Source organism: Kribbella orskensis (genome assembly GCF_004342085.1).
In the GTDB taxonomy this organism is placed as follows: Bacteria; Actinomycetota; Actinomycetes; order Propionibacteriales; family Kribbellaceae; genus Kribbella; species Kribbella orskensis.
This window is the reverse complement of the sequence record NZ_SLWM01000046.1, coordinates 1-19893: the sequence shown is the minus strand read 5'-3', so window position 1 is coordinate 19893 and position 19893 is coordinate 1. Positions and strand designations below refer to the sequence as shown.

Sequence of the window (19893 nt, the reverse complement as noted above, 5' to 3'; positions counted from 1 at the left end):
GGGAATCCCTTACTCCGTTGGCTTGTCAGCCTGGTCAGCTTCTCCGGTCGTCTCGGCCGGGAGCTGCTCGGTCGGCTCGGACACGGCGACCCGCGCCGCCCGCAGGATCCGCTCGCCGAGGCGGTAGCCCGGCTGCATCACCAGGGTGGCGGTCGGGCCGTCCACCTCGTCGGAGTAGTTGTGCAGCAGCGCCTCGTGGATCCGCGGGTCGAAGTGGTCGCCCACCTCGCCGTACTTCACCAGTCCGAGCTTCTCGGTGACGCGCTCGACCGACTCGGCGACCGCCTTGAAGGCGCCCTCGAGCTCACCCGCCTCGCGGGCCCGGCCGATGTCGTCCAGCGTCTGCAGCAACTCGGTCAGCACGGAACCGATGACGACCTCGCGGTTCGCCTCCCGGTCCCGGTCCACCCGGCGCTTGTAGTTCACGTACTCCGCCTGCAACCGCTGCAGGTCCGCCGTACGCTCGGCGAGCGCCTCGGTCAACAGGGCCTCCTGGGCCGAGGGCCCGATCAGGTCGGAAGGGTCACGCGGCGGCTGGGCGCCCGGCGTACCGGGCATGCCCGGCTGGGCCCCACCCGCGGGAGCCTGGGAAGGCTCCCGCAGGTTGCCGGTCTCCGGATCGATCCGGCGCTTGTCGCGGACGACGGGCTCGCCGTCCCCGAACTCGCTGCCGGGGTCGTTGGAACGATCGGTCACTTGGTGTCCTCAGCCTTGGTGTCCTGCGGGCGGTCCTCGTCCACGATCTCCGCGTCGACCACGTCGTCCTCGGAGTTGCTCGAACCGCTCTCGTCGGAGGAGGAAGAGGCGCTCTCGTCGGAGGTGCCGGCCGCCTGGGCGTTCGCGTACATCGCGGCGCCCATCTTCTGGCTGGACTGGGCGAGCTTCTCCGACGCGGTCTTGATCACGTCGGCGTCCTCACCCTCGAGGGCCTTCTTCAGCTCCGCGACGCCGTCCTTGACCTCGGTCTTGACGTCGTCGGGGACCTTGTCCTCGTTCTCCTGCAGGAACTTCTCGGTCTGGTAGACCAGCCCCTCCGCCTGGTTGCGGGACTCGACGGCCTCGCGGCGGATGCGGTCCTCCTCGGCGTACTGCTCGGCGTCGCGGACCATCTGGTCGATGTCGGTCTTCGGCAGCGCGGAGCCACCCGTGACCGTCATCCGCTGCTCCTTGCCGGTGGCCAGGTCCTTGGCGTTCACGTGCACGATGCCGTTCGCGTCGATGTCGAAGGTGACCTCGATCTGCGGCACGTTGCGCGGCGCCGGCGGCAGGCCGGTCAGCTCGAAGTTGCCGAGCGACTTGTTGTCGCGGGCCATCTCACGCTCGCCCTGGTAGACCTGGATCATCACCGACGGCTGGTTGTCCTCGGCCGTGGTGAAGATCTCCGAGCCCTTGGTCGGGATCGTGGTGTTGCGCTCGATGATCTTGGTGAAGACGCCACCCTTGGTCTCGATGCCCAGGCTCAGCGGGGTCACGTCGAGCAGCAGGACGTCCTTGACCTCACCCTTCAGCACACCGGCCTGCAGGGAGGCTCCGACGGCGACGACCTCGTCCGGGTTGACACCCTTGTTCGGGTCCTTGCCACCGGTCAGCTCCTTGACCAGCTCGGCCACGGCGGGCATCCGGGTGGAACCACCGACGAGGATGACGTGGTCGATCTTCGACACGTCGATGCCGGCGTCCTTGATGACGGCCTTGAACGGCGCGCGGGCGCGCTCGAGCAGGTCGTTGGTGAGCTTCTGGAACTCGGCCCGGGAGAGCTTCTCCTCCAGGTGCAGCGGACCGGAGTCGGTCAGGCTCAGGTAGGGCAGGTGGATCGAGGTCTCAGCGGCGCTGGACAGCTCGATCTTCGCCTTCTCCGCGGCCTCCTGCAGACGCTGCATGGCCATCTTGTCGCCGGACAGGTCGGTGCCGTTCTTGTTCTTGAACTGGGTCACCAGCCAGTTGACGATCCGCTGGTCCCAGTCGTCACCACCGAGGTGGTTGTCACCGCTGGTCGCCTTCACCTCGAAGACGCCGTCGCCGATCTCCAGCAGCGACACGTCGAAGGTGCCGCCACCGAGGTCGAAGACCAGGATGGTCTGCTCGGTGCCCTTGTCCAGGCCGTACGCCAGCGCCGCCGCGGTGGGCTCGTTGACGATCCGGTGCACGTTCAGACCGGCGATCTCGCCGGCCTCCTTGGTCGCCTGGCGCTGCGCGTCGGAGAAGTAGGCCGGCACGGTGATGACCGCGTCCGTGACCTGCTCCCCGAGGTACGCCTCGGCGTCCCGCTTCAGCTTCTGCAGCACGAACGCGCTGATCTGCTGGGCGGTGAACTTCTTGCCGTCGATCGTGGTGGTCCAGTCTTCGCCCATGTGGCGCTTGATGGACCGGATCGTCCGGTCGACGTTCGTGGTGGCCTGCCGCTTCGCCACCTCGCCGACCAGGACCTCGCCGTTCTTGGCGAAGGCCACCACCGAGGGCGTCGTACGCGCTCCCTCGGCGTTGGGGATGACGGTGGGCTCGCCACCTTCCAGTACGGCGATGACGGAGTTCGTCGTACCGAGATCGATTCCGACCGCGCGGGCCATGTGCGTTACCTCCACGAAGTTGAGTGATGCAGACTCAATGTTGCCGTTCCGGGGGTCCGGATTCAAATCGGTCCCGACACCGGAACCTCAGACTTGAGTACACCTGGCTCAACATTGCCCCACCCCCGGGTCATTCCCAACCCCGGGGTCGGGTTTTCCGGGCAGGGTCCGGTCAAGCCCTGGCCAGACCCCTGCCGCGGAAGGTGCCCCACGTGGGATGGTGTGCTCGTGAAACTCCGCCCCATGACGTCAGCCGACGAACCGGCCGTGCTCGCCCTGAACGCCGCTGCCGTCGAGCAGACGGATCCGCTGGGTCCCGACCGGCTGGACTGGCTCCGCCTGATCGCCGCTCACGCCGCCGTGGTGGAGATCGAGGGCGACGTCGCTGCCTTCGTCCTCACCTTCGCGCCCGGCTCCGCCCATGACAGCCTCGACTTCCAGTGGTTCGTCTCGACCTACAACAACCGGTTCCTGCACCTGGACCGGATCGTGGTCGCCGAGCCGTACCGCCGCCAGGGTGTCGCGACCTCGGTCTACCGGGCGGTGGAACGCGCCGCCAAGCCCTTCGACCGGCTGGTCTGCCGGGTCCAGTCGGACCCGCCCGACGACGCCTCCCTGGCCTTCCACGCCGGCCGCGGCTTCGTCGAGGTCGGCAAGCTCCGCCGCCCCGACGGCACCACCAGCGCCATGCTCTCCAAGGAACTGGCCGACTAGGCACGCTCCGCACCCGCACCGCGGCACGCCGTACCGGCCGCACCTGTACTGCGGGACGCCGGCCCGGCGCACTCGTTCCGTGGTCGGCGTCGCTGGTCCGGCGTACTGCGGGCTGTCGCCGGCTCGGCGTACCGCGGTAATTACAGCGCGCGGACGTCGAGGAGGGCGCGGACGGGGAGTTCGTGGCGGAAGCGGGGGTCGGTGAGGCCGTCGACGATGCAGGCGGCGCCGATCCACCGGGCGCCGCAGTCGTCGACCAACTCCCGGACCGCCCGAGCCGTCGCGCCGGTGTCCGCCCAGTCGTCCACCATCAGCACCCGGTCTCCCGCGTTGACCAGCCCGCGGCGGAATCCGAAGACGATGTGCCGGTCCTGGTAGTCCGGCGCCGTGGTCCGCTTCACCCAGCGATCGCTGTCGGTCGACGGCCCCTGATCCTTGCGGACCTCCACGAACCCGACTCCCAGCGACGCAGCCGTCAGCGCCCCCAGAAGGGCGCCGCGCGATACCGGTCCGAGCACCACGGTCGGCTTTTCGTCGTACAGGGCTGCCAGCGCCGGACCGAGTTCGCCGAGCAGGTCCGCGTCCCGCCACCAGCCGGTGAGGTCAGCCAGGCCGCGCCACTGGCCCCGGTCCATCCGCCACCTGAAGGCAGCACTCAGCCGTCGACGGAAGTCCCCGTCGACCCGCTGCACCGCCACCCTGGACATACCACTAAGGGTGACGCCCAACCGTCGTTCCGCGCACGGTATTTAGCTGCTCGCGGGGCACTACCTCGCCCACGATCTCGCGGGTGAAGATGTCGTAGCTGATGATCAGCAGGCGATCCCCCGGCAGCTCCACCACGGCCGGATTCGCCTGGTCGAGGGTGTCCTGGCCCGCATCCAGTACGACGTACCGCGGGTCCTGGTCCCACCGCCCGAGGGGGTCCGCGACCACCGTCGCCACCGTCGGCCGGCCCGGGTTGAACTGCCCGGACACGTCGCCATAGGCAACCAGTACTGCGCCGTCGGACAAGGTCAGAGTGTCCGACGAAGACGCGTGCAGGCCGGACGGCTCGGGGTCGGTCCAGGTGAACCCGTTGTCGTCGGAGCGGACCAGCTCGGCCTCGTCGTCGGTCCGGAGCAACGCCACCACCTGACCGCCGGGGAGCAACGTCAGCACCGGTTCGAGGTACTCGCGGTCCGGCTTCCGCCCGAGCACGATCTCCCCGGCGGCGGGCCAGGTGCGACCACCGTCGGTCGACCGCACCACGCTCGCCGAGTGACACGCGTCCCCCGGAAAGACCCCATAGATCGGCGCGAGGAGATCCCCGTCCGGCAGCTCGAGGATCTGCCCGTGCGCGACGACATGCCCCGCCCGGAACCCGTGCCACTCCTCGTCAGTCTCCGCGACCATCCGCGACTCGACCACCACCGGGTCACCCCACGTCGTACCGCCGTCCTCCGACCGCGCGACGAGCACCCCCGGGCACTCGTACGGCCGCACACCCCAGTCGATCTGGAACCAGCTCAGCAGCACGTCCCCACCCCGCAACTGCACCACCATCGGATCCCGGTCGTCCCAGCGCCCATCCACCACCACCCGAGGCTCCGACCAGCTCTCCCCGCCGTCCGAGCTCTCGGCCATCACCAGCCGCCCACCACTCCGAACGTGCCCCTCACCTTCCCGCCAGGCAACAAGCACCCGTCCGTCCGCCAGCAGCACAGCACTGGGGAAGTACGCGACGTGGCCTGGGGCAGCTTGGGCGACGACCATATGAGTCATGGGTTTAAGTTAGCCGGACCCCCACGCCATCAAACGACCCGACGGGACCCCACGGGGCGGATCGCGAGGCGTGGGCCGTGCGAACGAGGGCGCCATTGATGGCCCGGAGGTCCGGCTGTGGACGACGGCCGACGTCGCCGGCCGAGATGCGCGACCATCGGGAGGTGGTCAACGTGGCCGAGCTTCTCCGGCGCATCGCCAAGGGCGTGTACGCCTTGCCGCCACCTAGCAACGCGCCGGAGTGGGTCGTCGCGACCGTCCGCTGCGCGGTGGAGGTCCGGCCATTGCCAGCCGGACCGCCAGGCCATCAATGGACGCCTTGAGCGGGATCGCCAGGCGGGCCGTGCCGGGCTGAGGCGGATTGTGATGGCTTGGGGGCCGCGGCCCCTACAGCAGACGCCCGCCGCTGAGGGTTTGCGCCACCAACGGCACGCCGGGGCGGTAGGCGAGGTGGAGGTAGGAGGGGGCGTTGAGGACTGCCAGGTCGGCCTGGGCTCCGGGGGTGATGTGGCCGATGTCGTTGCGGCGGAGGGAGGCGGCGCCGCCGGCGGTGGCGGACCACAGGGCCTCGGCCGGGGACATGTGCATCTCGCGGACCGCCAGGGCGATACACAGGGGCATCGACGAGGAGTAGCAGGAGCCCGGGTTGCAGTCCGTGGCCAGGGCGACGGTGACACCGGCGTTGAGGAGTTTGCGCGCGTCCGGGTACGGCGAGCGGGTCGAGAACTCAACCGCCGGAAGCAGTCCGGCGACGACGCCACTCGAAGCCAACGCATCCACGTCCGCATCGGTCAGGTGGGTGCAGTGGTCGGCTGCAGCGGCACCAAGCTCACAAGCAAGCTGTACTCCGGGACCTTCGCCGAGCTGGTTCGCGTGCACTCGCAGGCCGAGTCCCTTGGCGGCACCGGCCTCGAGGATCGCCCGGGCCTGGTCGCCGTCGAAGGCCCCGCGCTCCACGAACACGTCGATCCACTTGGCATGCGGAGCCGCCGCCTCCAGCATCGCCCCGGTCACCAGCGATACGTAGGCCCCTGGGTCGTCCGCGAACTCAGCCGGTACGACGTGCGCCCCGAGATAGGTGGTCTCGTCGGTGAAGTTCCGCGCGATCGCCAGCGCCCGGGACTCGTCCGTCGCGGTCAACCCGTAGCCCGACTTGATCTCGACGGTGGTGGTCCCCTGCCGCCGCATCTCCGTGACGAGGCGGGCCACGTTCGCGGTCAGCTGGTCGTCGGTGGCAGAGCGGGTCGCCGCGACCGTGGTACGGATTCCGCCTGCGCTGTAAGGCTCCCCGGTCATCCGCGCGGCGAACTCCTCGGCCCGGTCACCGGCGAACACCAGGTGCGAGTGCGAGTCCACGAACCCCGGGATCACCGCGGAGCCACCGAGATCGAGCGAGCTGTCGGCGGCCGGCGCATCCCGCCGGGCACCTACCCAGGCGAACCGCGATCCCTCGATCACCACAGCGGCGTCGTGGACCTCGCCCAGCAGACCACCGCGCGAGGGATCGTTCGTCACCAGCGACCCGATCCCGGTCAGCAGCAGCGACGTCATCCGGCGTTCCCCTCGGTCACGGCGGCGATCGAGGCCGCAAGTTCCGTCGCGACGTCCAGCTTGACATGATTGCCAGAGGCAACCAGGTGCCGGCCCGAGACGACCACATCGACGACATCGGCAGCAGAGGCAGCGAAAACGGCGGTCTCCACCGACGCTCCGGTTCCAGCTGTCCGCACGCTGTCCACGGTCACGCCGACCAGATCGGCACGAGCGCCGACCTCGATCCGGCCCGCATCCTCGAAGCCCAGCGACCGGTGTCCAGCCACAGTCGCCGCCGTGAGCAGCTCCGACGCGGTCCAGTGCCCGCGCTCCTGCGAGGCGAGCCGCTCGTTCAGCTCGACCGCGCGCATCTCCTCGAACAGGTCGATCACGGCGTGACTGTCGGACCCCAGCGTCAGCGTCGATCCCGCGTCCCGCAGCGCCACCGACGGCCCGATCCCGTCCGCTAGGTCCCGTTCCGTCGTGGGGCAGAAGCACGAGTACGTCGCAGAGGCCCCGAGCAGGCCGACATCCACCGGCGTCAGGTGGGTCGCGTGCACGGCACTCGTCCGCGGCCCCAGGAATCCCGCCTCGTCCAGCACCTGTGCCGGGGTCCGTCCATAGGCCTCGAGGCTCGTCGCGTTCTCCGCAACCTGCTCCGACAAGTGGATGTGCAGCGGGGCGTTCGGCAGCGCGGACGCCACCGTGCCGAGCTGTTCCTGCGGCACCCCGCGGATCGAGTGGGCGGCCGCGCCGATCACCACGTCGCCGGATCCGCGCAGGTCGAGCACCCGGGCTGCCCACTGAGCCGCCTCTCCGTCGCTGAACCGCTGCTGCACCTCGTTCAGCGGCTGGTCGACGCCGCCGGCGACGTAGCAGGTGTCGAGCAACGTGAGCCGCAGGCCGACATCCCGGGCGGCAGCGATCAACGCCTCGCCCATCGCGTTCGGGTCGTCGTACCGACGGCCGCCAGGAGCATGGTGAAGGTAGTGGAACTCGCCCACCGCGGTGATCCCGCTCAGCAGCATCTCGCCGTACACGGCGCGGGCGAGTTGGTAGTAGCTGTCCGGGGTGAGGACCGAGGCGACGGCGTACATCTGCTCTCGCCAGGTCCAGAAGGTGCCGCGCTCGGTCTGCGTGCGACCACGGAGGGCCCGGTGGAACGCGTGGCTGTGGCAGTTCGCCAGGCCTGGCAGCACGAGCCCGGTCAGGCGGACGGCATCACCAGCCGGGGCGTCCGCGACGACAGAGGTGAACCGGCCGTCCACGACCTCGACGAGAACACCGGACGCGATCCCCGAGGGCAGCAACGCCTGCGGACACCAGTAGGCGGTCACCGCGCGAGATCCTTCAACACAGTGGCCAGTGCCTCTACTCCGGCGAGACAGTCGTCCATCTCCGCGTACTCCGCCGGCGAGTGCGAGACCCCGGTCGGGTTCCGCACGAACAACATCGCCGTGGGGATCCCCGCATCCGAGAACACCCCGGCATCGTGCCCCGCCCCGGTCGGCAGCACCGGCGCGTCATCCAGTACTCCGGCCAGCCGGTCCCGCAGGCCCGGCTGGAAATCCACGATCGGCGAAACGGATTCGGCCACCACGTCCACGCTGGTCCCGTCCCGCTCGGCCCGCTCGGTCGCCTGCCGGGTGATTGCCGCGAGCAACGACTGCAGCACTTCGTCGGTAGCGGCCCTGGCATCCAGCCAGGCAGTCACCTGCGACGGTACGGCGTTGGTCCCGTTCGGCTCGACCGACAGGCGACCGAAGGTGGCTCGTGCTCCGGCCAGGCGGGCCTGCTTGTTCGCGGCCAGCGCGGTCATCGCATAAGTGAGCATCGGGTCGTGCCGATCCTCCATCAACGTGGTGCCGGCGTGGTTCGCCTCGCCACTGAAGGTGAACCGGAAGCGCCCGTGCGGCCAGATCGAGCTGGCCACTCCGACGGGAGCGGTCAGCGCGCGACCTTGCTCCACATGGAGCTCCACGAACATCCCCATCCGGTCCAGCAACGGCGACGGCCCGACCCCGGCCGGATCGGTACCGACCGAGCTCAGGGCATCGGCCAGCGAGACTCCGGCACGATCCTTCAGTACCAGCGCCTTCTCGGCCGGCAGCACCCCAGCAGCCACCCGCGATCCGAGACAAGGCATCCCGAACCGCGAGCCCTCTTCCTCGACGAAAGCACCCACACCGATCGGCACCGAAGGGGAGAACCCCTCGGTCCGCAACCGGTCCACGGCCGCCAGCGCGGACACCACGCCCAGCGGGCCGTCGAAGGCGCCGCCGTCGATCACCGAGTCCAGGTGGCTCCCGGTCACGACTCCCGGCACCGACGGGACGCCGGTCGATGCCATCGCACCGGGCACCGACAGCACCGCTGCCGACGACTGCCCTCCGGCAGCGGCCGGGTCCCACCAGGCCACCAGGTTGCCGAGGCCGTCGGACTCGACCGCCAACCCGCGGGAGGCGCACTGGTCCAGGAACCAGTGCGTCGCCTCCCGCTCGGTCGGCGTCCAGCCGCCCCGGTGGTAACCCCCGGTCGAGGGGTCCTTGCCGATGGCGGCCAGCGCCGCCCACATCTGTTCGAAGGACTCGCTCAAGGTCAGGTCAGCGAGTTCTTGCTCAGCCAGTCGGTCGCGACGGCCTTGGCCGCCTCCTTGCCGACGTCGATGCGCTTGACCATGTCGGTCAGCGCGTCGGTGGTGAGCTTGGCCGAGACGGCGTTCAGCGTGTCGGTGATGTTGGCCGCCTTGTGGTCGGTCCGGATCAGCGGAACGATGTTGTTCGGCGGCAGGATGTTCTCCGGGTCCTCCAGCTGGACCAGGTTGTTGTCCTTGATCAGCGACTGGGTGGTGAAGAAGTTCGACACCTGGATCTGGTTGTCCAGCAGCGCCTTCTGGCTCAGCGGACCACCGGCGTCCAGCGTCTTGTACTCCTTGAACTCGACGCCGTACTTCTCCTTCAGCCCCTTCAGGCCGGCGTCGCGCACCTTGAACTCGGAACTGCCGCCCGCGACCATGTCCTTCGACACCGGCTTGAGGTCGGCCAGCGACTTCAGGCTGTACTTGTCCGCGGTCGCCTTGGTCACCACGATGGTGTCCTCGTCGGCGGCCGGCGACTTGTCCAGAACCTCGAGCCCGGACGGAAGCGCCTTCTTCAGCGCCTCGTACGCCGCGTCGTCCTCGGTCTCGGTCGCGGTCTTGTCGAAGTACGCCAGCGCGGCGCCGGTGTACTCCGGCAGCAGGTGCACCGAGCCGTCCTTGATCGCCGCCATGTAGGTCTCGCGGTTGCCGATGTTCTGCTGCTGCTTGACCTCGACGCCCTTCGCGGCGAGCGCCTGGCCGAAGATCTCGGCCAGCAACTGGCTCTCGGAGAAGTCCGCGGAACCGATCGTGATGCTCTTCACCTCGGCGGGTGCGGGGGAACCACCAGCGTTGTCGTCACCGGACAGTGGATCGCCTCCACCCCCACAGGCAGCCAGGCCGAGTACCGCGACCCCGGCGATCGCAGTACGGATGAGTGTGGATCTCAACACGGGAGCCTCCAGGATTTCGATTGGCACCGGCGAGTGCCGGTGGTGTTCCAGGTCGAGCGATGGGTTCCGGCCATCAGTCGACCCGCAGTCCTTTGGACACGGTGAGCCGGCCCACCAGGGCGAAGAGCAGGTCCAGCGCGATGGCCAGCAGGGCCACCAGCAGGGCACCGGTGAACATCTGCGGGAAGTCGCGCAGCTTCAGCCCGTCCACCACGTAGCGGCCGAGGCCGCCCAGCGAGACGAGCGCGGCGATGGTCGCGGTCGACACGATCTGCAGGGTCGCGCCGCGCAGACCGGAGATGATCAGCGGCAGCGCGATCGGGATCTCCACCTTGGTCAGGATCTCCCGTCCGGTCATCCCCATCCCCCGGGCCGCGTCGATCGTGGCCGGATCGACACCGGACAACCCGGCGTAGGTCGAAGTCAGGATCGGGGGGATACCGAGAGCGACCAGGGCGATCAGCACCGGCAGGAAGCCGATCTGGTCGGTGATGAGCACCGCGAGCATCAGCAGTCCCAGGCTCGGCAGCGCGCGGGCGGCGTTGCCTGTGTTGATCGCCAGGAACGCCCCCCGGCGGGTGTGCCCGATCCACAGGCCGACCGGTAGCGCGATCGCGGTGGCGAGGCCGAGCGCGGCGACCGTGTACCAGATGTGCTGGAAGATCCTGGCCGTGATCCCTTCCGGTCCGGACCAGTTGAACGAGTCGGTCAGGTATTGCCACATGTCAGGCCGCCTTCACCGGAGAGACCACGCGGGCCCAGGGAGTGAGCACCCGTTGCAGACCGACGATCAGCAGGTCGGCCAGCAGCGCCAGCAGCAGGGACAGCACGACGCCGACCACGACAGGGGTGAGGAAGTCCTTCTGGAAGCCCTGGGTGAACAGTTCGCCCAGACCGCCGATCCCGATCACCGCGCCGACGCTCACCATCGAGATGTTGGCGACCGTGGCGACCCGCAGACCGGCGAAGATCACCGGCACCGCGATCGGCAGGTCGATCGTCAGCAGCCGGCGGGCCGGCCCGAAGCCGACCGCGATCGCCGCCTGCCGGACGTCCGGCGGCACCGAGCGCAGCCCGTCGATGACGTTGCGGATCAGCAGCGCGACGGTGTAGATCGTCAGCGCCACGACGATGTTGACCGGGTCGAGCACCTGGGTCCCCAGCACCACCGGGAGCACGATGAACAGCGCGATCGAGGGCAGCGAGTAGAGCACGCCGCCGAGCGCGATCAGCGGGTTCGCCAGCCAGGAGAACCGCGTCGCCACATACCCGAGCGGCAACGCGATCAGCAGGCCGAACACCACCGGCAGGATCGCCAGGTAGATGTGCTCGCTCAGCTGGTCCCAGATCAGCCCGAGGTTGTCGCCGACCCAGGTCATGAGCGCAGCGCCTCGGCCAGGATCGCGTGGTCGACCACTCCGAGGGCCTTGCCGTTCTCATCCACGCAGACACCGTGACCGGTCGGCGAGGTCAGTACCGCGTCGAGCGCCGCGCGGACCGAGTCGCTCCGGGTGAACGTCGCACCGATCGGCAGCAGGTCGCCACCACCCTTGAGCCAGCCCGCGGGCTTCCCGTCGTCGTCCAGGACCAGATCCTCCGGCAACGGGCTCAGGTGCAGCTGGTCGGTGTGCAGGAACGTCAGGGCACGGTAACCGCGGTCCTGCCCGACGAAGCTCTCGACGAAGTCGTCCGCCGGGTTGGCGAGCAGCTCCGCCGGCGGCGCGAACTGGGCCAGCTTGCCGCCGACCCGGAGCACCGCGACGTTGTCGCCGAGCTTGATCGCCTCGTCGATGTCGTGGGTGACGAAGACGATGGTCTTGCCGATGTCACGTTGCAGCCGGAGCAGCTCTTCCTGCAACTGGTGCCGGACGATCGGGTCGACCGCGCTGAACGGCTCGTCCATCAACATGATCTTCGGATCGGCCGCGAGCGCCCGGGCCACACCGACTCGTTGCTGCTGGCCACCAGACAGCTGGGCCGGGTACCGCCCGGCCAGCTTGAGGTCGAGGCCGACCCGCTCCAGCAGTTCCATCGCCACCGAGCGGGTCTTCTTCCGGTCCCAGCCCAGCAGTTTCGGCACCGTCGCGACGTTGTCCACCACGGTCTTGTGCGGGAACAGGCCGGCGTGCTGGATCACGTACCCGATGCCGCGCCGCAGCGAGACAGGGTCACCGGAGTTGATGTCCTCGCCGTCGATCGAGATCCGGCCGCTGCTGCGTTCGATCGTGCGGTTGATCATCCGCAGCGAGGTCGTCTTGCCGCAGCCCGAGGGCCCGACGAAAACGGTGATCTCGTTGCTCGGGATCCGCAGCGACAGCTTGTCGACGGCCAGGGTGCCGTCCGGATACTGTTTGGTGACGTCTTCGAACTCGATCATGGCGCCCCTTCGCGCTTGTCGGAGATCGCCCGAACGATCCTAAGGGAACGTGGGCCGGCTGCCACGTCGTGACCAGCTTTCTCACTCCTCGGGAAAGTGCACCTTAGCGCTAGGGAATGCCTCGGTTGCACTCTGCGATCAGGATTCCCGCATCGGGATCCTGATGCCTCGTTCGACCGCTACTTCTTCTGCTCGTTCGTACCCGGCGTCCACGTGACGAATCACACCCATCGCCGGATCGTTGCTCAGCACCCGTTCCAGTTTCTGCCGGGCCAGTTCGGTGCCGTCGGCAACCGATACCTGGCCGGCGTGGATCGACCGGCCCATCCCGACACCGCCACCGTGGTGGATCGACACCCAGGAAGCGCCGCTGGACACGTTCACCATCGCGTTCAGCAACGGCCAGTCCGCGATCGCGTCCGAGCCGTCCAGCATGCCCTCGGTCTCCCGGTACGGCGAGGCGACGCTGCCGGTGTCGAGGTGGTCCCGCCCGATCACGATCGGCGCCTCGAGCTCACCGGAGGCGACCATGTCGTTGAACCGGACGCCCGCCTTGTCCCGTTCCCCCTGGCCCAGCCAGCAGATCCGGGCCGGCAGTCCCTGGAAGGCGACCCGCTCGCCGGCCAGCTTGATCCACCGGGTCAGGTGCTCGTTGTCCGGGAACAGGTCGAGGATCGCCTGGTCGGTCTTCGCGATGTCGGCCGGGTTGCCCGACAGCGCGGCCCACCGGAACGGGCCCTTCCCCTCACAGAACAAGGGCCTGATGTACGCCGGGACGAAGCCCGGGAACTCGAACGCGCGGCCGAACCCGGCCTTCCGGGCCTCGTCGCGGATCGAGTTGCCGTAGTCGAACACCTCGGCACCCGCGTCCTGGAAACCCACCATCGCGGCGACGTGCCGGGCCATCGAGGCCTGCGCGCGTTCGGTGAAACCGGCCGGGTCCTTCGCCCGCGCGGTGGTCCAGTCGTCGAAGTCGATCCCGACCGGCAGGTACATCAGCGGGTCGTGCGCCGAGGTCTGGTCGGTGACGATGTCGATCGGCGCGCCCAGCTCCAGCAGTTCGGGCACGATCACCGCGGCGTTGCCCAGGACACCGATCGACAGCGGCCGGCGGGCCTTCTTGGCCTCCTCGGCCAGCCGCAGCGCCTCGTCCAGCGAAGCGGCGCGGACGTCGAGGTACCGGTGCTCGATCCGGCGGTCGATCCGTGAGGAGTCGACGTCGATGCAGATCGCGACGCCGTCGTTCATGGTGACGGCGAGCGGCTGCGCGCCACCCATGCCGCCGAGTCCCGCGGTCAGCGTGATGGTTCCGGCCAGCGTGCCGCCGAACTTCTTCGCCGCGACCGCCGCGAACGTCTCGTAGGTGCCCTGCAGGATCCCCTGGGTGCCGATGTAGATCCACGAGCCGGCCGTCATCTGGCCGTACATGGTCAGCCCCATCGCCTCGAGCCTGCGGAACTCCTCCCAGGTGGCCCAGTCGCCGACCAGGTTCGAGTTCGCGATCAGCACCCGCGGCGCCCACTCGTGCGTCTGCATCACGCCGACCGGCTTGCCGGACTGCACCAGCATCGTCTCGTCGTCCTTCAACGTGGTCAGCGTTCTGACCATCGCGTCGAACGAGTTCCAGTCGCGAGCCGCCTTGCCCGACCCGCCGTACACGACGAGCTCGTCAGGGTGCTCGGCCACCTCGGGGTCGAGGTTGTTCTGCAGCATCCGCAGCGCGGCCTCCTGCTGCCAGCCCCGGGCGGTGAGGGTGGTACCGCGGGGAGCGCGAACGGGACGTGGTCCGGACATGTGTGATCCAGCCTTTCGGGACAGCGTTATTCAGGTGACGAGTTCAGGACAGAGGCCCGGTCACGGCCTCGACAGCGGACAGGTAGGTGCCATCAGCAACAAGCTGGACGGAGTGCTCGATCTCTGGCGCCAGGTGCCGGTCGGTGCCCGGCCCCTTGACGTGCTCACGCAGCTTGTCTCGTACTGCGGCCGTGGCCGGCGACGGCTCGAGTGGCGCCCGCAGGTCCAGCGCCCGTGCGGCGGTCAGGATCTCCACGGCCAGAACCCTTTGCAGGCCGTCGATACTCCTGCGCAGCTTGCGCGCCGCGGACCAGCCCATCGACACGTGATCCTCTTGCATCGCGCTGCTCGGGATGGAGTCGACGCTTGCCGGCACCGCGAGCCTCTTGAGCTCGGACACGATCGCGGCCTGCGTGTACTGCGCGATCATGTGCCCGCTGTCGACGCCCGGATCGTCAGCCAGGAAGGCGTTCAGCCCGTGGTTGCGCGCGACGTCGAGGAAGCGGTCCGTACGCCGTTCGCTGATGCTGGCCACGTCCGCCACGGCGATGGCGAGGAAGTCCAGCACATAGCCGACGGGGGCTCCGTGGAAGTTGCCGTTCGACTCGACCCGTCCGTCGGCCAGCACGACCGGGTTGTCGATCGCCGCCGCCAGTTCCCGATCCGCGACAGTCGCGGCATGCGTGCACGTGTCCCTCGCGGCACCGTGCACCTGCGGGGAACACCGCAAGGAATAAGCATCCTGGACCCGGTTGCAGTCGGGACCGCGGTGACTCGCGACGATCCCGCTGTCAGCCAGTACTGCCCGCAGGTTGGCGGCGGCAGATCCCTGCCCAGGGTGCGGGCGGAGCGCCTGCAACTCCTCGGCGAACACGCGATCGGTGCCCAGCTGGCCCTCGACACTCATCGCGGCGGCGATGTCGGCGGTCTTCAGCAGCCGGTCCAGGTCGGCGAGTGCGAGCACCAGCATGCCGAGCATGCCGTCGGTGCCGTTGATCAGTGCGAGGCCTTCCTTCTCGGCCAGGACCACCGGCTGCAGGCCGTGCCGGGCGAGCGCGTCGGCCGCGTCGAGAAGGTTGCCCTCGGCATCGCGAACCTTGCCCTCACCCATCACGGCGAGCGCGACGTGCGACAGCGGCGCCAGGTCACCCGAGCAACCGAGGCTGCCGTACTCGTGGACGATCGGGGTCAGCCGGGCGTTCAGCAACCCGGCGTACGCCTGGGCCGTCTCGACCTTCACCCCGGTCCGCCCGGTCGCCAAGGTGGACAGCCGCAGCAGGGCGAGCGCCCTGACGACCTCGGTCTCCACCTCGGGTCCGGAGCCGGCCGCGTGCGACCTGACCAGGCTGCGCTGCAGCTGCGCCCGGAGCTCCGGCGCGATGTGCCGCGTCGCCAGCGCGCCGAACCCGGTTGACACCCCGTAGTGCGGCGTCTCCGCGTGCGCCAGCGCCTCGATGGCCGCCCGGGACTTCGCGATCTCTTCGAGCGCCTGCTCGTCGATCCGCACCGCGGCGCCGTACCGGGCCACCGCGACGACCTCGTCGGCGGTCAACGCCCCGACCCCGACCACAACCTCTGCTTTGTCGATCACCCGCCCATTGCACCCCCCAGGACCGACAACCGATAGCACCCCCGTCCGCTTTTCGTCTCAGATCCGAGACACCCTGGCCGAACCCGCAGGTGGGAGCGGTTACAAGTGATTCCGAGAGGGGGATCAGGAGCGGGTGAGTTCCAGCTCGAGGCCGGTCTGAGTGGCGCCGAAGATCACCCTGGTAAGCGAAGTACTCCGTGCCGAGCGCCCTCACCCGTGATCGCGATAGCGGCGACGGAAGCGCCGAACAGCGTTGCGGTTCGCGTCCCATTCCGGCCCCTTCGGATGGACCCCGGCGACACATAGAGTCAGGGGATGGGGATCGAGATCCGGTCGGCGACGCCGGCCGATGCGGCTGGTATCGCCGCGGTCTGGGCAGCCGCGATGCCACAACTGGTGAAGACGGCCAGGGGCATCGAGGCAGAGCTACGGACCAGCACCAGCCGGGTTGTGCTGATCGCGGTCGACGGCGAGGAGGTCGTCGGCTACGGCAACGTCTACCTGCCGTTGCCCGACGACGAGGCACCCCGGGTCCGGATCACTGTCCAGGTGCCGCCCGCACAGCGCGGTCGCGGTATCGGCAGCGCGCTTGCTGAGGCAGTCTTCCGGACAGCTGAGGAGGCTGGCGCGCGGAAACTCCTGATCGTGGTCGGGGACGACGACGCTTCCAAGGCCTTCGCGACCCGTCACGGATTCACCATCGGCCGACGGATGAGCCAGGCCGCGGCCGACCTGGCCGGCGTACCGGAGCCCGTGCCGGTGCCGGCGGGGCTCCGCCTGGTCGACTACACCGAGGTGGACCCGCGGAGTCTGTGGAGTGCCACCGCCGCCGTGGCCGACGGAGATCCCAGCGGCTTGTCGAACGCGCCGGAGTACGAGGACTGGGTGGCGACGGACTGGAATCACCCCGACCTGCGGCGCGACCTGAGCATCGCCGTACTGGACGGGGAACAGGTGGTGTCCTTCGTGACCACCACTGCCGACCCGGACCGCCGGGTGATCTGGTCGAACCTCACCGGCACGATCCCGTCGTACCGCGGCCGGGGGCTGGCGAAGGTGGTGAAGTCGGCCGCGCTGGCGAGGAGCCGTGACGCCGGATTCACCGCGGCGTTCACCGGGAACGACGCGGGCAACGCGCCGATGCTGGCCGTGAACCGGTGGCTCGGGTACCAGCCGACCGCAGCCGCCTGGACCGCGGAGAAGGTGGTCTGAGTGACTCGGCTGATCATCTCGCTGACGGTTTTCGCGATCGTCGCAGCCGGGGTCGGCCTGCTGCTGTCCGGCGACGACGACTTCGACTGGGCGGTCGCGATGACGCTGTTCGGGATCGCCCTGGCCGGCGAAGGCGCCCGGGTCTGGCTCCGCCGCAGCCGCGCCAGGACCGGTCGGAGCGGCGGGTCGGGGAAGGATTCGGCCAGTCAATCGTTCGGAACCTGAGACGGGGCAGCTAGTCTCGCTGTTGTGAGCGGCAACGTTCCCGCCTCGACCCGAACCCTACGGGTATTGACCTTCCTGGCCACCCAGCCCGGACCGGTACCGATGGAGCGCATCGCCTCCGCGGTGGGCCTGCCACGCTCGTCGACGTACCACTTGCTGAAGGCAATGATCAGCGAGGGGTTCGTGGTACACCTGCCGGAGGAGAAGAGGTACGGGCTCGGCGTCGCCGCCTTCGAGATCGGCTCGGCGTACCTGCGCCATGACCCGCTCGAGCGACTGGCCCGGCCGTTGCTGGCGCAACTGGTCGCGGAGATCGGCCAGACCGCGCACCTCGGCGTCCTGCACGGCCGCGAGCTCGTCTATCTGCTGAAGGAACAGCCGCCCCGGCCGGTCACCCTGGTCACGGATGTCGGAGTCCGCCTGCCCGCGACTCTGACGGCCTCGGGCCGGGCCCTGCTCGCCGAGCTCCCGCCGGCTCAGGTCCGCGCGCTCTTCCCGGACGCCGAGAGCTTCGTCCGCCGTACCGATCAAGGGCCGCAGACGCTCACGCAGCTGCGCCGGATCCTCGCGGACGAGAAGCGCCAGGGATACGCCGTCGAGGACTCGTACATCACCCCGGGCTTCTCCTCGGTGGCCAGCGCCGCCGTCGACCACGCCGGGCACCCGGCCGCCGCCATCAGCGTCACCTTCCGCACCGACGCCATCCCCCCGAACGAACGTCTCCTCCTGGCCCGCCGCACCCGCCAGGCAGCCGAAGCCCTGACCCGCCGCCTCCGCGGTTAGCGCCGTGCACCAGCTGCACTAGGTAGGTGCACTAGGTGGTGCTGGGCCTACCTCTTGCAGGGAGGTGACGCCAGTGTCCGAGCGGGTTCGGACTTCCAGGATTGAGGCTCACTCGCCACTTCCTGTGGAAAGGCCCTTTCGATGTCAGTTCGTACCAAGGTCCTCGCAACAGTGCTCGCGGTCGGGACCACCGCCGCTCTTGCCTGCTACACCACCACCTCCGCTACGGCCGACAGCGTCGTACAGACCGATCGGGGTGCCGTGCGCGGCCTCGTCGGCGAGGACACCCGGACGTTCCGCGGCATCCCGTACGCCGCTCCGCCGACCGGTGAGTGGCGCTGGCGATCACCGCGCCCGGCCGCCAAGTGGTCCGGCATCCGCGAAGCGACCTCGTACGCCGACACCTGTGCGCAGGTGGACCATCCGATCGGGGTGGCGAGCACCAGCGAAGACTGTCTCTATCTGGATGTGACCACGCCCAAGAGGCCGGGGAAGAACCGGCCTGTGGTGCTGTGGATCCACGGTGGCAGCTTCACGAACGGCGCCACGAGCATCTACAAGCCTGAGCGGTTCTCCGCGCAGGGCGACGTGGTGGTTGTTCAGGTGCAGTACCGGCTGGGCGCCTTCGGGTTCCTGGGCAGCCCATTGCTCGGCAGCGGCTCGGGGAACTTCGGGCTGGAGGACCAGCAGGCGGCGATGCGCTGGGTGCAGCGGAATGCGGCAGCCTTCGGCGGGAATCCGAGCAACGTCACGATCATGGGTGAGTCGGCCGGCGCCTACAGCGTCTGCGACCACCTGGCCTCGCCGACCGCGACCGGCCTCTTCCAGCGGGCAGTCATCCAGAGCGGACCCTGCGCGCAGGAGTACTCCGCTACCAACTACGCGGCGCCTCGACCGCGAGCTGTCGCTGAGCAGTACAGCCGGGATCTAGCCGGATCCCTCGGGTGCACGACAGCCGACTGCCTCCGAGCAGTGCCGGCTGATCGCCTGCTGGCAGCATCCGGGTCGGCAAAGTTCGGTCCGGTGCTGGGCGGTCCGGTGCTACCGCTCCACCCCGCGGTGGCGTTGGCGAGCGGCAAGGTGAACCGCGTGCCGGTGTTGCACGGCATCAACCATGACGAGGAGCACGGGCGCTACGGTGCCCAGGAAGCGGCAACAGGCGAACCGATCACCGACGCCGAGTATGAGGCCGAGGTCGGGAAGGTCTTCGGCGCTGACGCCGGGAAGGTCCTCGAGCGCTATTCGGACATCCACCCGGCCGGGTTGGCGTTGTCCACAGTCCTGACCGACTCCCAATGGGCACTCCCCGCCGCGAGGTCGAACCTCCTGCTCTCATCGCGGATGCCGACCTACACCTTCGAGTTCGCCGGTAAGGCTCCCTGGTACGCCGGGCTGCGTGAGCCGGCCTGGCCCTTCGGTTCACACCACATGAGCGATCTGGCGTACTTCTTCGATCTGGCGATCCTGGAGCCGCTCAACGCGGGGCAGCAGAAACTCGCGGACGAGGTGATCGCGCGGTGGAGTTCCTTCGCCCGGACGGGTGACCCGAACGTGCGCGGCACGAAGTACTGGCCGCGGGCGACGCCGCTGGACCGTCAGGTGCAGTCGCTGAACCCGGCCGGGATCACCCGGACCGACTTCATCACCGACCACCGGATCGCCTTCTGGCGCTGACGAGGTTCCCCCGGGCCGGCGCGGCTTGGGGTTTGGTGGGGGAAATGTTAAGGGCCACCCGGTGTGGGTGGCCCTTAACAGTGTGAATGTCCGGCGACGTCCTACTCTCCCACGACCTCCCGGTCGCA

The 19893-nt window shown here is 69.0% G+C and carries 19 protein-coding genes; 6 read left to right on the top strand and 13 right to left on the bottom strand.

Annotated features, from left to right (window positions below; genetic code table 11):
- Positions 1 to 9: 9 nt before the first annotated feature.
- Together grpE and dnaK are read right to left on the bottom strand one after the other, a co-directional pair.
- Positions 10 to 696, bottom strand: coding sequence for a nucleotide exchange factor GrpE (grpE, locus tag EV644_RS43255; RefSeq protein WP_132197511.1), 687 nt, complete (start codon positions 694 to 696; stop codon positions 10 to 12).
- Positions 693 to 2567: a molecular chaperone DnaK gene (dnaK, locus tag EV644_RS43250; RefSeq protein ID WP_132197509.1), complete on the bottom strand. Its 1875-nt coding sequence runs from the start codon at positions 2565 to 2567 to the stop codon at positions 693 to 695. The genes grpE and dnaK overlap by 4 nt, the downstream gene beginning before the upstream one ends.
- Before the next feature lie 243 nt (positions 2568 to 2810).
- On the opposite strand from dnaK, the gene EV644_RS43245 reads away from it, so the two are divergent.
- Positions 2811 to 3281 (top strand): GNAT family N-acetyltransferase, encoded by a 471-nt coding sequence (locus tag EV644_RS43245; protein WP_132197507.1) that lies wholly within the window; start codon positions 2811 to 2813, stop codon positions 3279 to 3281.
- 140 nt (positions 3282 to 3421) lie between these two features.
- Here the strand turns inward: EV644_RS43245 and EV644_RS43240 are convergent, their stop codons facing one another.
- Complete coding sequence (locus EV644_RS43240; RefSeq protein ID WP_241999449.1) at positions 3422 to 3988, bottom strand: phosphoribosyltransferase family protein; 567 nt, start codon at positions 3986 to 3988, stop codon at positions 3422 to 3424.
- A gap of 4 nt (positions 3989 to 3992) precedes the next feature.
- Positions 3993 to 5045, bottom strand: coding sequence for a sialidase family protein (locus EV644_RS43235; RefSeq protein ID WP_132197505.1), 1053 nt, complete (start codon positions 5043 to 5045; stop codon positions 3993 to 3995).
- A gap of 173 nt (positions 5046 to 5218) precedes the next feature.
- Between EV644_RS43235 and EV644_RS45030 the strand changes: the two genes are divergently transcribed.
- On the top strand, positions 5219 to 5368 hold the full coding sequence (locus EV644_RS45030; RefSeq protein WP_158293113.1) for a hypothetical protein: 150 nt from the start codon (positions 5219 to 5221) through the stop codon (positions 5366 to 5368).
- Positions 5369 to 5432: 64 nt separating this feature from the next.
- Here the strand turns inward: EV644_RS45030 and hutI are convergent, their stop codons facing one another.
- From hutI to hutH, 9 genes are all read right to left on the bottom strand, one after another.
- The gene (gene hutI, locus EV644_RS43230; RefSeq protein WP_132197503.1) at positions 5433 to 6596 is read right to left on the bottom strand and encodes an imidazolonepropionase; all 1164 of its coding nucleotides are present in this window, start codon (positions 6594 to 6596) and stop codon (positions 5433 to 5435) included.
- Positions 6593 to 7915: a formimidoylglutamate deiminase gene (locus EV644_RS43225; RefSeq protein WP_132197501.1), complete on the bottom strand. Its 1323-nt coding sequence runs from the start codon at positions 7913 to 7915 to the stop codon at positions 6593 to 6595. Before EV644_RS43225 ends, hutI begins: the two co-directional genes overlap by 4 nt.
- Positions 7912 to 9174: an allantoate amidohydrolase gene (locus EV644_RS43220; protein ID WP_241999448.1), complete on the bottom strand. Its 1263-nt coding sequence runs from the start codon at positions 9172 to 9174 to the stop codon at positions 7912 to 7914. Before EV644_RS43220 ends, EV644_RS43225 begins: the two co-directional genes overlap by 4 nt.
- Positions 9175 to 9176: 2 nt before the next feature.
- Complete coding sequence (locus tag EV644_RS43215) at positions 9177 to 10109, bottom strand: ABC transporter substrate-binding protein (protein ID WP_132197499.1); 933 nt, start codon at positions 10107 to 10109, stop codon at positions 9177 to 9179.
- Positions 10110 to 10182: 73 nt separating this feature from the next.
- A complete protein-coding gene (locus EV644_RS43210) occupies positions 10183 to 10833 on the bottom strand; it encodes an ABC transporter permease (RefSeq protein WP_132197497.1) in 651 nt (216 codons plus the stop codon).
- Position 10834: 1 nt separating this feature from the next.
- Positions 10835 to 11488 (bottom strand): ABC transporter permease, encoded by a 654-nt coding sequence (locus EV644_RS43205; RefSeq protein WP_132197495.1) that lies wholly within the window; start codon positions 11486 to 11488, stop codon positions 10835 to 10837.
- Positions 11485 to 12486: an ABC transporter ATP-binding protein gene (locus tag EV644_RS43200; RefSeq protein ID WP_132197493.1), complete on the bottom strand. Its 1002-nt coding sequence runs from the start codon at positions 12484 to 12486 to the stop codon at positions 11485 to 11487. Before EV644_RS43200 ends, EV644_RS43205 begins: the two co-directional genes overlap by 4 nt.
- A gap of 138 nt (positions 12487 to 12624) precedes the next feature.
- The gene (hutU, locus tag EV644_RS43195; protein ID WP_132197491.1) at positions 12625 to 14280 is read right to left on the bottom strand and encodes a urocanate hydratase; all 1656 of its coding nucleotides are present in this window, start codon (positions 14278 to 14280) and stop codon (positions 12625 to 12627) included.
- A gap of 43 nt (positions 14281 to 14323) precedes the next feature.
- Positions 14324 to 15868 (bottom strand): histidine ammonia-lyase, encoded by a 1545-nt coding sequence (gene hutH, locus EV644_RS43190; protein ID WP_132197525.1) that lies wholly within the window; start codon positions 15866 to 15868, stop codon positions 14324 to 14326.
- A 318-nt stretch (positions 15869 to 16186) separates the two neighbouring features.
- Between hutH and EV644_RS43185 the strand changes: the two genes are divergently transcribed.
- The 4 genes from EV644_RS43185 to EV644_RS43170 all read left to right on the top strand — a co-directional run bounded on the left by EV644_RS43185 (position 16187) and on the right by EV644_RS43170 (position 19765).
- Positions 16187 to 17083 (top strand): GNAT family N-acetyltransferase, encoded by an 897-nt coding sequence (locus tag EV644_RS43185; RefSeq protein WP_241999447.1) that lies wholly within the window; start codon positions 16187 to 16189, stop codon positions 17081 to 17083.
- On the top strand, positions 17084 to 17308 hold the full coding sequence (locus EV644_RS43180; RefSeq protein ID WP_132197489.1) for a hypothetical protein: 225 nt from the start codon (positions 17084 to 17086) through the stop codon (positions 17306 to 17308).
- Between the two features lie 24 nt (positions 17309 to 17332).
- On the top strand, positions 17333 to 18091 hold the full coding sequence (locus tag EV644_RS43175; protein WP_132197487.1) for an IclR family transcriptional regulator: 759 nt from the start codon (positions 17333 to 17335) through the stop codon (positions 18089 to 18091).
- Positions 18092 to 18232: 141 nt separating this feature from the next.
- The gene (locus tag EV644_RS43170) at positions 18233 to 19765 is read left to right on the top strand and encodes a carboxylesterase/lipase family protein (RefSeq protein ID WP_132197486.1); all 1533 of its coding nucleotides are present in this window, start codon (positions 18233 to 18235) and stop codon (positions 19763 to 19765) included.
- The last annotated feature ends 128 nt before the right edge of the window (positions 19766 to 19893 follow it).

Coding starts and splice junctions, on each gene's coding strand:
- dnaK (WP_132197509.1), bottom strand. CDS start 2,567: ATGGCCCGCGCGGTCGGAATCGATCTCGGTACGACGAACTCCGTCATC.
- EV644_RS43245 (WP_132197507.1), top strand. CDS start 2,811: ATGACGTCAGCCGACGAACCGGCCGTGCTCGCCCTGAACGCCGCTGCC.
- EV644_RS43240 (WP_241999449.1), bottom strand. CDS start 3,988: ATGTCCAGGGTGGCGGTGCAGCGGGTCGACGGGGACTTCCGTCGACGG.
- EV644_RS43235 (WP_132197505.1), bottom strand. CDS start 5,045: ATGACTCATATGGTCGTCGCCCAAGCTGCCCCAGGCCACGTCGCGTAC.
- hutI (WP_132197503.1), bottom strand. CDS start 6,596: ATGACGTCGCTGCTGCTGACCGGGATCGGGTCGCTGGTGACGAACGAT.
- EV644_RS43210 (WP_132197497.1), bottom strand. CDS start 10,833: ATGTGGCAATACCTGACCGACTCGTTCAACTGGTCCGGACCGGAAGGG.
- EV644_RS43205 (WP_132197495.1), bottom strand. CDS start 11,488: ATGACCTGGGTCGGCGACAACCTCGGGCTGATCTGGGACCAGCTGAGC.
- EV644_RS43200 (WP_132197493.1), bottom strand. CDS start 12,486: ATGATCGAGTTCGAAGACGTCACCAAACAGTATCCGGACGGCACCCTG.
- hutU (WP_132197491.1), bottom strand. CDS start 14,280: ATGTCCGGACCACGTCCCGTTCGCGCTCCCCGCGGTACCACCCTCACC.
- EV644_RS43185 (WP_241999447.1), top strand. CDS start 16,187: ATGGGGATCGAGATCCGGTCGGCGACGCCGGCCGATGCGGCTGGTATC.
- EV644_RS43170 (WP_132197486.1), top strand. CDS start 18,233: ATGTCAGTTCGTACCAAGGTCCTCGCAACAGTGCTCGCGGTCGGGACC.